Below are 13,616 nucleotides of genomic sequence, written 5' to 3' on the forward strand. Positions count from 1 at the left end.
CCACTCTACATAACAATTTACTGTCGGTAATAGATGAAATGTGCTGCAGCACATTTCCAGTACTTGAAACTGGCGACCAGCACCGTCTGTGCAACCTCCAGCCCCTTTGATCTGCTGCCGCATCCCGAGCCGGTGCAGCCTCCGCCCAGTCCACCCGACTATTTCTGAACACGGTCATGCGTGCGGCACTCGAGGTGGCGGATATCTTCCGCCGCTTATGCGCAAGTCAGGGACGATTTCCTGGTACTCGCAGGCTGTGTTAAAGCGGACATCCCCACAAACACAGCAGAGGATCTGCATGATGACAGCAAGACGAACTACCATCCGGCTACTGGCACTGACCGAGGTCGTTGACCGCGACACACCCGGTTCGACGCCAGTCAGCATCACCGCACCCGAGGGCGGCACGATCTATCACACGGTCCCGCTCGCAGACCCCGACACCGGCGGGCGGCGCGACGCCCGCCCGCGGTGGATCGCAGACACCTTCCCTCTCTTTCCTGTTGTCCGACTCGCTGACGGCGCGCCGTGGGCCGAGGCGAACGTCTGGCTCATCGATATGATGGAGTCGAAGTCGTCGCCCAACATGCTCACGTTCGCCAACATCGCAGACGACCTGGTGGCGTTCCGTCGTTATCTGGATGACGAATGCGTCGACTGGCTGGTGTTCCCCGTGAACAAGCGGCAACGTCCGACCTACCGCTACAGCGCCTCGATCAGGCTGGCCGTGCAGGCAGGCGAACTGTCTCCGGGCGTCGCCAGGCGTCGTATGGGCGCTGTGGTGCGCTTCTATCGCTGGCTCATGACCGAAGCAGGCTTCCGGCCTGCGAACGCGCCGTGGGTCGAATCTGAGCGCTTCATCGCGTTCAAGGACCAGAAGGGCTTCAGCAGCGTGATCGAAGTCAAGACCACGGACCTGTCGATCAGTGGCCGGCGTGCAGAAGACCCGTGGGACGATCACATCCAGGACGGCGGTCGCCTGCGCCCGCTCCCGTCTTCCGAGCAGTCAGTACTGCTTGAATCGTTGGCCGCACTCGGCAACACCGAGATGACGCTCATTCATCTGTTCGCGCTGTTGACAGGTGCTCGCATCCAGACAGTACTGACCGTGCGCGCGAAACACGTGATGCGCGAGCCGGGAGAGTTTCACGGTGACGACATCCGGCTCGCCTGCGGGCCAGGTACGGGCATCGACACGAAGGGCGGCGTCAAGGGCGTGCTGCACCTGCCGCGCGGTTTCTATGAGCGGCTGTACATCTACATGCACAGCGATCGCGCGCGCGAGCGTCGCCGTCTGGCAGACGGCGATGATCACCCCGACCAGCCGCTCTTTCTGAGCCATCGCGGTGCGCCACTCTACGAGGATCGCACGTCGCGCAGCCCGGTCAGCACTGGCCCGCGCGTTCGTCGCCACGTCAAGACCGGGCAGGCCGTGCGCCAGTTCATCAGGGACGAACTGTTGCCCATCATGCGCGCGCGGGTTGGCAACCCCAGGTACGAGTTCAGCTTCCATGACCTGCGCGCGACCTTCGGGCTGAACATGGTCGACTCGATGACCGCGAACGGGACGAAGTACACGCGCGCGCTCGATCAGTTGCGGCAGCTGATGTGGCACGTACAACCGTCTACGAGCGAGCGCTACCTCGCTTACCGCGATAATCGCAAACTGTTCGACGCTGTGCAGGACGACTGGGGAGCGCACCTGTCGACGCTGGTCACGCGCACCCTCAACACCGCGGTGGCATCATGAGCCGCCAGTACGAGGAAGTGCTCATGCCGCTCGCGGAGGGCACGACGCTGCTGCACCCCGAGCGCGTGCTGCTCAGGTGGGAAGGCATGAGGAGGCGTTCCGATATTGGTCAGATCTGCTACCTGAAACGTGACACGTCAAGCTCGCACCGCACGCGACGCACTTTCGACCACTCAAGTTTCTGCAGCGAACGCGCCAGGGGCGTACGCCTGCTGGTGACGCAGCTTTCCGGGCGTATGACCCTTGGCGCGATGCGCCCGAGGACGGTCCACGGTGCTTTGCGCGGCGTGCTTGAATTCGCCAACTGGGCCGACAGGCAGGGCTTGCATAAGGCGCTCTGTGACGAGAAGGCTACCGCAGAGGCTGTTCATCGCTACTTCCACGAGAAGCGCGAGCAGGTCTCGCTGGGTAACCTGAACCGAAATTCCGTCGCCAGCGATCAGCGTAATCTCTTGTCGATGCTGCGTGAGCTCTTCCGAAACGACGACTTCTGCGCTGATGCCAAGGTGTTACGCCACCAACAGGATGCCTGGGTACCGACGGCTGTGCCTGACGCCGAGGCACAAGCCGCCCTGCTCGCATGGGCTGACGCGCTTTTCAGCAGCATCAGCACGCTGGTGGTCGACTTCCAACCGTACCCGGTGCGCGTGACCACGGTGCGAGGCGAGACTCTTTGTCTTGTTCCGCACAACTACGGCCGTAGCGTCGGCGATGACTCGCGCAGCCTCTTTGGCTGGAATCTGGAGACAGGAGAGCCACACACGCGGGAGGAACTCAGGACGCGGATGGTTGAGGCAGGCGCTAACAGACCGCGTGAGCGTTCGTGGAACATCGCCAGGCGTGCGGGTAGACTTCTTGCGGTGGCGAACGCGGACGCGCAGTCGCCAATCCGACGCTCGCACGCTTCGATAGCAGTCTCTTGTTTCGCTGCGCTGTTTCTCGCCGAAACAGGCATCAACCTCGCGCAACTGTTGGCCATGAAGTGGAGTCCGGAGCTTGCCGCGAGCCTGCAGGATGCGTCGGTCGCGCGTCAGAAGTTTCGTGAGGTCAAGTACCGGGCAGGCGGGAAGGAGGTTACGTTCACCGTCTCGCTGAGCTTCATGCCAAAGCTCAAGACGTATCTGGCGTTGCGCGAGTATCTGGTGCAGGACGCAGACCGGGACGCGTTGTTCGTCGTAGTCGGACATCATGCCCAGCTGCGGCGGCTAACGGGTCTCACAACCCACTTTCTGGATCTGCTTTACTGTCGACTCGACACGCTCGGGATCGCGCTGACGCGTATTAGCGCACGGCAGTGGCGTGCAGCAAAGCAGGATTGGGCGGTGCGCAACCACGACCCGCTCGTCGCAGCCAGACTGATGGGGCACTCGCTGGCCACGGCGCTGCGCTCATACTCAAACGGCACGGATGCTGCGCACAAGGCCGAGATGGGCGCCTTCCTCGCATCGGTCGAGAAGACCGTGCTGAAGCCCGGCAACGACCGGGCGGGCAGCATCAGGAGCGCGGTGGGCGTCTGCATCGAGTTCCGCAAGCCTGCGCCGATCGCGGCGTCGGTCACCGTACAACCTGACTGCCGCTCGACCGAAGGGTGTCTCTTCTGCGACCAGTACCGCGTGCACGCTGACGCCGCCGACATTCGCAAGCTGCTGAGCTGCCGTCACTGCGTCAGGCTCGTGAGCGGGCGTGCTGGCTCGATCGAGCAATACGACAGCTCGTTCGGCGCGGTGCTGCGGCGCGTTGGGTTCCTGTTGGATGAACTGCGCAAGCGCAACGCCGCGATGGTCGATCGCATCGAGCATGACGTTGACGTCGCCGGGAATCTGGACGCTTTCTGGTCGGCCAAGCTCGACCAGCTTTTCGAATTGGGAGTGGCATGAACAACACGTTGATTGCGCCGATCGCTGACCGCCCTGACTGGTACCGGGTCGAGGACGATACGGTCGTCACGCGCGACACGGCTGGGAACACGGTTTCGCTGTTTGGTGACGACGCCTGGGACGTCCGTGCATACGCGGTTGGGCTGCGCTGGACACATATCAATTTCAGGGGCCACGTGCCTGACGACGTGAGCCGTGCCCTTTCAGAGGCGACTACGCGTCAGTGGAAGCAGGTCATGTACTTTCTGATGCATGAAGCGACAGATACGGTACCTGCGTCCAATACGCTTCAAACTCGTCCAATATACCTGAGGGAGTTCACGTTCTTTGCCGCCGCACGTCAGCTTACGCTCTACGAGGGGCTGTCCAATGTCGTCGTTGTTCTTGACTATGTCGCGCAAGCCGGGATGGAGACGAAGGCCCAGCGCCTTCATTCGATTCTGGTGAAGCTTCACCGTCTGGGTGTCGGGACCACGGGGCTGCGCGTACCGCTGGCCCAACTGCACAAGCCTCTGCTCGAACGCTACGCGCAACGTGCTGGAAGCTCACAACACCCTGTCATCCCGACGCGGATCTACCAGCACTTCCTGTCAACCTGTGAGCATGACCTCAGCGTCGCTGAGGGCGTCGCCGACATGCTGTCGGATTACCTCGCACGACTGTACGCCGACGAGAGTCCGGTTGTCCCTGCAGAACTAGTAAGGACCACCACACACTTCGGGGGCGAGGACTCCCCTTACGTCGTGTCATCGCTTGTGGCGTCGATCAGGGCATTATGCCAGCTTGTCATCCTGTCATTCACCGGCATGCGTGCGATGGAAGCGGAGAACCTGCCGTACGACTGCCTGAGCGAGACCCGTCTGGATGGCGTGACCCACTACGCCATCGAGGGCATCACGACCAAGCTGTCGGGCGGTCGTCCCAGGCGCGCATGCTGGGTGACCAGCCCTCTCGCTGCCCGCGCCATCAGGCTCGCGCAACGGCTGTCGGGCGAGGCGCACCGTGCGCACGGCGCACAAGATTACGCCGAATCGACGGATGGCTCGCACCTGCTGTTCTGCCGGATGGGTCTGCGTAAGGAGGGGTACGTGGCAAACCGGGCCGCGAATAACGTACATGACGATATCGAAGCCTTTCGTGAGCGCGTCTTCCCGACGATCACGGTCGAGGACATCGCTGAGCTGAAGCGTGTCGATATGCATCGCGCGTGGGAAGACGAGCCGAAGTACGCGCTCGGGCAGCAGTGGCCATTCACGCGTCACCAGCTTCGCCGCGCGCTCGCGCTTTACGCGCACCGCAGCGGTCTCGTAACGCTACCGACGCTCAAGCGTCAGTTGCAGCACATCACGCAGGAGATGACCATGTACTACGCGCGCGGCTCCGCGTTCGCAAAGGGCTTCATCGACACCGACAAGACCCACTTCGCGAAGGAATGGGTTGAGACACAGGGTCTGTCCGAGTACCTTGCGTACGCCGAGCAGGTGCTGTTCTCTGACGAGCGGCTGTTTGGCGGGCATGCAGCGTGGACGCAGAGCCGTACCGTGCAGGCGTCGCCCGTGTCGGTCTACTCGCGCGAGCAGACGGTGAGGATGTTCGGGAAGGGCGAGCTCGCGTACCGCGAGACGGTGCTGGGCGGCTGTGCGAGCGTCGAGCCGTGCAAGTCGACGCCGCTCGACTGGATGCGTCTGGATTGCCTTGAATCAAACTGCCGTAACCTCGTGGTCGTGCCGTCGAAGCTTCAGCGCGTGATCAAGGCGCAGCAGGTTACGGTCGCGAAGCTGCGCGCTATCGATAAGGCGAGCGTCGAATACCGTATCGAGGCCCAGACGCTGCAACGACTGCTTGACGCGCAGGAGAAATCGATCAAGCCGGAGGCAGCATGAACGACGCGATGACCGACTACTACGCCGCCCTTGAGCGCCTGAAGAATCGCAAGGGTGTGCGTATCAACAATGACACCGTGGCGATCGAGGCTGGCCGCAAGAAGGGGAGCATCAAGAAGTCGCGCCCGCAGTTCACCGGACTGATCGCAGCGATCGACGCGGCCAACGCGGTAGTCGGGCGCCCGAAGCTCGAACTGACCGAGCGGCTGAACCGCGCGAAGGGCGACGTGAAGGAACTGCAGGCACAGCTTGACGAGTCGATGGCTCGTGAACTCGCATTGCTGCGGCAGGTGTTCAGCCTGCGCAAGGAACTGGCCGCGTTGCGTGGCGGTAACGTCCTGCCCTTGCAACCGCGCTAGATCCGGGCGGGCGTCTGGGCTACTTCGCTTGCGTCGATGAACCCTTGACGCGCGATAGGTCGACTCGCTCCAGCATGGTCGGAAGCCCCGTCTTTATCGGGCTTCCGACCATGCGAAACCTGCGGCGAAAGATGGACACTCCGACGGTCGTTCTGTCCATTTCTTCTGCTAATTTTATGGACACCCTGCAGCCTGCTGATTCCAGTATTTTCAAGGCTCCGTGTGATGTCCATTTTTTTTATCTTGCGCGTAGCGCCCGCGGAGCCCAGTATCGGCAGAGCCACGCCGGTGGGCTCAGTCGTGCCCAGCGGCGGGCGATGAGCGCGATCGAGCTGTGTCGCACCGCGGCCCTCGGTGGCCATGTCGAACAGTGCGATGCCTGCGCTCACCAGCGTATCACCTACAACTCATGCCGGCATCGCGCCTGTCCCAAGTGCCAGTCGCTCTCCCGCGCACAATGGCTCGAAGACCGGCAGGCCGAGTTGCTGCCCGGGGTCGAGTATTTCCACGTGGTCTTCACACTGCCCGAGCCCATCGCAGCACTCGCGTACCAGAACAAACGCGTGCTCTACGACCTGCTGTTCCGCACCAGCGCCGAAACCCTACGCACGATCGCCGCCGATCCGAAGCACCTGGGCGCCGAGATCGGATTCATCACGGTCCTGCATACCTGGGGGCAGAACCTGCAACACCATCCGCACGTGCACTGCGTGGTACCCGGCGGCGGCATCGCCCCGGACGGCGAACACTGGATCGCCTGTCGCCCCGGCTTCTTCCTGCCCGTACGGGTACTCTCGCGCCTGTTCCGGCGCCTGTTCCTCGCACAGCTGCGCCATGCCTTCGACACCGGCGCACTGCATTTCTACGGCCAGCTTCAACCGCTTGCCGACGCGCAGGCGTTCGCCGCCTTTCTCGCGCCGGCCGCACAGGCCGAGTGGGTGGTCTATGCGAAGCCTCCCTTCGGCGACGCCCGGCACGTACTCGACTATCTGGGCCGCTACACCCACCGCGTCGCCATCTCGAACAACCGGCTGGTCAACTTCGACGACGGCCACGTCACCTTCCGGTGGAAAGACTATAAACACCCCGCCGCACCGAAGACCATGACGCTTGAGGCCGACGAATTCATTCGCCGCTTCCTGCTGCATGTGCTGCCCAATGGCTTCAAGCACATCCGCAGTTACGGCCTGCTCGCCAATCGCCACCGGACCGCCAGGCTCGCCACCTGCCGCCGGCTGCTCGGCGTCGTGGCTCCCACGGACGAAATACCCGACCCGATCCAAGACTACCGCGACCGTTACCAGCGACTCACCGGCAGGTCCCTGCGCGATTGCCCCGTCTGCGGCAAGGGTCACATGGTCTGCATCGAAACCTTCCTGCCCGGCGCACTGCCGCGTGCGCCGCCACCCGCTCACCATGTTCACTGATCCCCGTTCACACCACGACCGGTCACGTTTCCATGCATTCCTGATGGCAACGCGCCCGGCCTTGCGTCACCGGGTCCTTGCCGCAGGCGAACACGCCACCACCGGCACCCCTGACCTCGCCAACCCAACTCCCGCACCATCCTTACGCACTCATCCACTTCGTTTCATCGTCGTCCGGTGCCCGACCAACGCGGGTGGCCCGCACTGGATGACCCCGGCGGTCATTCAATGCCCATAGAGGCCACCGCCTGCGGAGCGGTTCAGCACAAACGGTTTTTTGGTTACCGATCGCGGGCTGATCTCACCGGTTCCTGTTCATGATCGCGGCCGCGATCGCCAACCAAAAAACCCTCTGCCTAATGTCAAAATTAACACGTCTATGAGTTGGGTATTTGACGGTTTACGTTATATTATTTATTGAAATACACTGAAACCGCTCCCATGTCCGACGTCCTGCCCGACGAAGCCCGCCTCGCCGCCGAAATCGACCGCCTGAAGGCCGAATTCCCGAAGACCCGCGAGCTGTACCGCGAGGCCTGCGCGCTGCTGTTCTTCCGTCACGGCATCACGCCGACCGCGAACCGGCTGTATCAGCTGGTGAAGCGCGGCAGCATGAGTACGCCAACTCAGGTGCTCGGCGAGTTCTGGGTCGAGTTGCGCGAGAAGAGCAGGGTACGGATCGAGCATCCCGATCTCCCGGCGGAGTTGCAGGCGGCGGCCGGCGAACTGGTGGCGTCGCTGTGGACGAAGGCCACCACATCAGCGCAGGCGGCGCTCGAGGCACTGCGGACTGATGCCGAGGCGGAGAAGGCCGGCGCGCGCAACGAGGTAGCGTCACTGCAGGCCGGGATCGTGCGGACCGAAAAGGCGCTCGAGCAGCGCACCGGCGCGTTGCTGGCGGCGCAGGTGCGCATTCGGGAGCTCGAACAGGCGCAGGCCGCGGGGGAGGCGACGCGTCAGGCGCTCGAGACTGAAATCGCGCGACAGCAGGACGAGATCGGTACGCGTGACCGGGCACTCGTGCAGGCGAGGGCGGATTTTTCGAAGGAACTGGAAAAGCTACGTTATGGCGCCGTACTCGCGGAAGAGCGTCTGCGCGCCGCAGAGAAGAGGGCACTGCTTGAAATTGATCGCGAACGTGGGATCACCGCGCGGCTTCAAATCGAAATCGACACCGTACTACGTAAACTGGAGCAAAACGAGGCAGGACATCGGGCCACAACACAAACTCTCCAGGTACAAGTGGGCGATTTGCGACATGAACTCGGAGTACTCGAAGGAAACCTTCAGGCCGCGCGCAAAATCAGCGAAGCGTATCGGCGACAATTCGAAGCAATGCAAGACAGGATCATCGCTGCACCCGTTGGCAGCGCGCGCGGTCACCGCATATCGCCCCGACGGACAGGAAGTGAAGCGGCTTCGACTTCTACGTCCAAGGGCGCGTATGGCAACCAACAAACCAAGCGCCGCAGATAATTTAACGCATGGCCTCAACGAAAGTAGTGGATAGGCGAAATCTAGCGTTTCCTGTGCTTAGCCGCTTCCCGCACATCTTCAACGCTCGTTTTGCCGGTCACCTTTCGCATAGTCCCAAGCTTGGCGTTACCTGAGAACTGGGGGATTGGGTCCGGTAGGTTCTTGTTCAGCGTATCGCTGCGTTTTTGCTGAATTCGCCCAGTTTTCGGCGGCGCCTTGTCCCTGTGTCGACCATCCAGTCCCGGCTCTTTCATCGCGCTTTCTCCGGCAATTAACCGCAGCCATTATTAAATGAGTGCGGTTTGGCCGCAAGTATGAAACTGCCGGCCCCATCGAGGGCAAATATCGGCCGCGCCCGTGTATTGGCTATCCGCCGTAGCTTTTCGTACGGAGTAAGTCTCCTTTGGCGTCACAACTCGATCCGTACCAGCCGTCGAAAGCACCGACCGCCAATTAGCGGGAGGCCTCCTCATGCCGCGCAGCGCCACTATGGCTTGTGCTGTTTGTGCAATCGCACACAAATTATTGTGGAAATTGCGTTGGATATGTGCTTTTATACAGTGGTATGAGATCTGCGTACTGAAGCGCCTCGCGAGCCCTATATGTCCATAGTGAATGGCGGGCGCATCGATAACGTCCGTCAGACCGATATTTCAACCTGAACGAGCGAAACACATGACAATCAGCAAGTCGATAATTGGCGGATCCTTTGGCGGCAAGCCGATTGTTCAGGCTCCCACACGAACAATACACGGCGGAGTTACCGGTCAAAAGATGCAGCCCGTTACGCGCGGAGCCGGGAAAACTAACGACGGCAAATCAGGGGGCGGAAATTCGAAGTAGTCCGCGAGCCCTACCATGAGCGAAGAGTTGGAGTTGGATTCGGCTGTCAGCGATATCGCCGAGCGCCAAAGGTTGTACGAGCGCAATCGCGACGATCTATCTAAACGCCAGGTTTCGAACGCCGAAAACCTCGATAAATCGATCCTGACATATTCGGGTGCGGGGCTGGCGCTGTCTCTAGGATTTCTCAAGGACTTCATTCCGATCGGTAGGGCCGACTTTGCATGGGCCCTGTACGGCTCATGGTTTTTCTTCACGCTGGCAATGGTGCTGGTGGTGGTTTCGTACGTGCTAAGCCTGCGGGTGCTTTCTCTTCAACTTGCGCGCAGCGAAAGGTATTACCTGCAGAGCGATGGCTCGGCGATGGACGAACGGACGTGGTGGGACCGTACGGCAGATCATGTGAATCACTGGATGTCGGCGGCAGCGTTCGCGATTGCGCTGATCCTGACTACTTTTTTTGTATCGGTAAATCTTCGAGGTGCAAACGTGGCAGAGAAAAATATATCCCGCGCTATGGCGCAGGACGGTGTCACCGGAATGAAGATGCAAAAGGTGCAGGGAACGAACAGCACTCTGGAGCGGGGCGTGACAGGTATGCCTATGCAATCCGTAAAGCCCACCGTGCCAGTCAATCCCGCGCCCGCGCCACAACCAGCGAACAAACCAAGCAAGAGCTGAATCTCGCGGACCAAACGCGTTAACGGTAGCCCCGCAAGCTGCTCGAATAGTTCCCGGCCAGCAACCAATGGAGGCCATGTGGCGATCAAGGCGATCTTCATCGGTATAAGTAAGCACCTTGACGCAAGCATCCCTGAATTGAGCGGTGCGCGGCGCGACGCCACCGCGTTGTGGGCGTTATTCGCCGACACGATCGAAGGCCTGTCTGCTCGGCTGTTGCTCGACGAGACCGCCACGCACGCGGAAGTTACGCAGGCCATCCTGGGAACGCTGTCGGCTGCGGATGAACATGATGTGATCGTGATTTCGTTCGCCGGTCACGGGTCGCCCGACGGCAATCTGGTCGTCTTCGATACCGACCCAACGAATCTTGCGGGTACCGCGGTGTCGATGATAGCGCTGGCCGATGCCTTCAGGGCGACGAAGGCTCGTGCAGTCTTGTGTATCCTCGATTGCTGTTTCAGCGGTCAGGCGCCTGCCCGTGTCCTCGAAACCGCTGCGAGGCCGCGCAGCGCATTCGCGCTCACGGGCGTCTTCGGCGAGGGGCGGATCCTTTTAGCGGCGTGTGCGACGAACGAATCCGCCTGGGAGCAGCCCGGCACTGGACATGGTCTCTTGACCCACGCGGTCATCGAGGCTTGGACCGGCTCTGCGGGGCCATCGGTCAGTTTCCCGGAGATCGCAGGGGAAATCATTCGCCTCGCGCGTGTGGAGGCCGAGCGCATTAGCGTGACGCAAACACCCGTGTTCCTAGGCAATGTGCAGGGCGGATTGGTGTTTCCGACCCTCCGGCATGGAGACAACTATGCCGCGGCGTTTCCAGCGCGGCCGGTGCTGCAGATTTCCGGGTCATTCGCCGAATTTGCCGCCTACGGTTTTCCGCCTGAAGTCGTCGAACGGTGGGAGGCGGACTTTCCCCAAGGCCTCAATGCGCTGCAGCTGAAAGCTGTGAACGAATTCGGAGTGCTCGGAGGCAGATCATTGCTCGTCGTCGCTCCGACCAGTTCGGGCAAGACCATGATCGGAGAGTTGGCCGCGATCCAAGCAGTGACGTCGGGGAAGAAGGCAGCTTTCCTTTTGCCCTACCGGGCACTCGTCAACGAAAAGTTCGAGGAATTCAGCGCGCGCTACGAGGCCGCTGGCCTGCGCGTCGTACGCTGTAGTGGAGATGCGAGCGACGGCATCGGTCCTGTGCTCTCGGGACGCTATGACCTTGGCTTCTTTACCTACGAAACCTTCCTTAATCTCGCGTTGGGATCACCACGCCTTCTGAATCAGCTCGGTCTTGTGGTGTTGGATGAAGGTCAATTCATTACCGATCCGCATCGCGGCATCACTGTCGAACTGATTTTCTCGTTGCTCCTTCGGGCGCAGCAGCGCGGCATCGAGCCGCAACTCGTCATCCTGTCGGCCGTCATCGGGAATCTGAACAACTTCGATCGTTGGCTCAACGTGCCGTTGCTGCTGTCGCGCGAGCGGCCCGTGCCGCTGATTGAAGGCGTGCTCGACAGACGCGGGACATTCCAGTACGTCGACGCCGATGGGACGATGAAGACCGAAGCACTACTCGCACCGCATCGCATCGTGCAGCGTCGCGAAAAGCCAAGCTCGCAGGATGTGATTGTGCCCCTTGCGCAGCAACTGGTCGGACAAGGCGAGAAGCTGCTGGTGTTCCGCAATATGCGCGGCCCCGCGCAGGGATGCGCGAAGTACCTCGCCAAGGAGTTGGGGCTTGGGGCAGCTACGTCGGTGCTCCACGCGCTCCCAACGCAAGATCTTACAGGAGCATCACAGGACCTCCGCGAATGCCTAGCCGGTGGTACCGCATTTCACAATACCAATCTATTGCGGGCAGAGCGCGAGTCTGTCGAAAAAGGATACCGCAGCGCCGTCGGCGGCATCCATGTCCTGGTCGCCACGACGACCTTGGCCGCCGGCATCAACACCCCGGCATCGACTGTGGTGCTTGCCGAGAATGAATTCGTTGGCGAGGATGGCCGCCCATTTACTGTTGCCGAATACAAGAACATGGCAGGTCGTGCCGGGCGCTTGGGCTTTAACGAAACCGGCAGAGCCATCATCCTGGCGGAAACGCCAATGGAACGGGCACAGTTGTTCCGGCGCTATGTGGCGGGTGCACCGGAAGATGTAAAGTCATCGTTCCAGCAACGGGATTTGCCAACCTGGACGCTGCGGCTGCTCAGTCAGGTTCGCGGCGTCCGTCAGGACGAAATCCCTGGACTGCTCGTCAACACGTTCGGCGGATATTCGGCGTCGCGCGCGAATCCCCAGTGGGTCGCCATGGTTGATAGGGAGGTGGCTGCATTGGTCGAACGCCTGTTGCAGGCTGGACTGGCCGAACGGGAAGGTGATCTGATCCACCTGACCTTGCTCGGACGCGCTTGCGGCGCCTCCTCCTTGTCATTCGAGTCGAGTTTGCGATTGGTGGAACTGATGGGGCGACTCAGCGCCACGCAGACTCCTCCACAGCACGTGCTTGCTATGGTGCAGGTACTGGATGAAATGGATGCCGTCTACACACCAGTCATGAAAAAAGGGCAATCCGAAGCCGTGCGTGCCAACGAAGTAGCTCAGCGATACAACCAACAAATGACACAGACGTTACAGCGATATTGTCGGGATCAGTTCGAATTCTGGGCCCGGTGCAAGCGCGCTGCATTGTTGTACGACTGGATTGAAGGTACACCAGTTGATATGCTGGAGAAGCGATACTCCACGACGCCATTTGCTGGTGCCATCGGGTATGGCAACATCATTGGCATCGCGGATGCGACGCGGTTTCACCTGCGGTCTGCACATCAGATCTTATTGACCTTGCTTCCCGATAGATCCGAGTTTTTGGAGAGACTCGATGAGATACTTCAACGCTTGGAATTCGGCCTGCCTTTGGCTGCATTACCACTTACGAAGATGTCGGTTCGGCTAATGCGCGGCCAATGCCTTGCCCTTGTCGCGATAGGCGTTCGCAATCCAACGGAGCTTGACGCCGTAGACGAACGGAACTTACGCGATTGCGTCGGTGTGACGACGGCGGCTCTGCTGCGACCATACACAAGCGCAACTTCGTGATGGGACAGGAAGCGTAGACCAAGCAAAACAGCGGGCCTTGACCGAGCTGGCGTATGTTTGCCGGATACCGGGGGCTGGCGATCTGTTCAAGATGGAATGCTTTAGAGGCAATGTAGAGCACTAAAAATATTGGAACAAAAATGTCACGAAGCGGGCAGCGCCGAGCGCAAAAAAATGGGCTGGATCACAGAGAGCGGGCGCTAGTTTCAGGCGCCAGAGGACCAGCGCCG

At 60.9% G+C, this 13,616-nt stretch carries 8 protein-coding genes; all 8 read left to right on the forward strand.

Features of this window, described 5'->3' with window-relative positions; all coding sequences use genetic code 11:
- Positions 1 to 298: 298 nt before the first annotated feature.
- Positions 299 to 1,750 (forward strand): site-specific integrase, encoded by a 1,452-nt coding sequence (locus tag SB772_RS10060; protein WP_410833107.1) that lies wholly within the window; start codon positions 299 to 301, stop codon positions 1,748 to 1,750.
- Positions 1,747 to 3,627: an integrase gene (locus tag SB772_RS10065; RefSeq protein WP_410833108.1), complete on the forward strand. Its 1,881-nt coding sequence runs from the start codon at positions 1,747 to 1,749 to the stop codon at positions 3,625 to 3,627. The genes SB772_RS10060 and SB772_RS10065 overlap by 4 nt, the downstream gene beginning before the upstream one ends.
- A complete protein-coding gene (locus tag SB772_RS10070) occupies positions 3,624 to 5,510 on the forward strand; it encodes an integrase (RefSeq protein WP_410833109.1) in 1,887 nt (628 codons plus the stop codon). The genes SB772_RS10065 and SB772_RS10070 overlap by 4 nt, the downstream gene beginning before the upstream one ends.
- Positions 5,507 to 5,869 carry a hypothetical protein gene (locus tag SB772_RS10075; protein WP_410833110.1) on the forward strand — a complete coding sequence of 121 codons (363 nt, stop codon included), beginning with the start codon at positions 5,507 to 5,509 and terminating at the stop codon, positions 5,867 to 5,869. Before SB772_RS10070 ends, SB772_RS10075 begins: the two co-directional genes overlap by 4 nt.
- Before the next feature lie 131 nt (positions 5,870 to 6,000).
- The gene (locus SB772_RS10080; protein ID WP_410833111.1) at positions 6,001 to 7,296 is read left to right on the forward strand and encodes an IS91 family transposase; all 1,296 of its coding nucleotides are present in this window, start codon (positions 6,001 to 6,003) and stop codon (positions 7,294 to 7,296) included.
- A 441-nt stretch (positions 7,297 to 7,737) separates the two neighbouring features.
- Entirely contained in the window at positions 7,738 to 8,772 is a 1,035-nt protein-coding gene (locus SB772_RS10085) for a DNA-binding protein (protein WP_410833112.1), read from the forward strand.
- Positions 8,773 to 9,630: 858 nt separating this feature from the next.
- The gene (locus SB772_RS10090) at positions 9,631 to 10,296 is read left to right on the forward strand and encodes a hypothetical protein (RefSeq protein WP_410833113.1); all 666 of its coding nucleotides are present in this window, start codon (positions 9,631 to 9,633) and stop codon (positions 10,294 to 10,296) included.
- A gap of 78 nt (positions 10,297 to 10,374) precedes the next feature.
- Positions 10,375 to 13,386: a DEAD/DEAH box helicase gene (locus tag SB772_RS10095; RefSeq protein ID WP_410833114.1), complete on the forward strand. Its 3,012-nt coding sequence runs from the start codon at positions 10,375 to 10,377 to the stop codon at positions 13,384 to 13,386.
- Positions 13,387 to 13,616: the final 230 nt, after the last annotated feature.

Source organism: Paraburkholderia sp. SIMBA_030 (assembly GCF_046535245.1).
Taxonomy (GTDB): Bacteria; Pseudomonadota; Gammaproteobacteria; order Burkholderiales; family Burkholderiaceae; genus Paraburkholderia.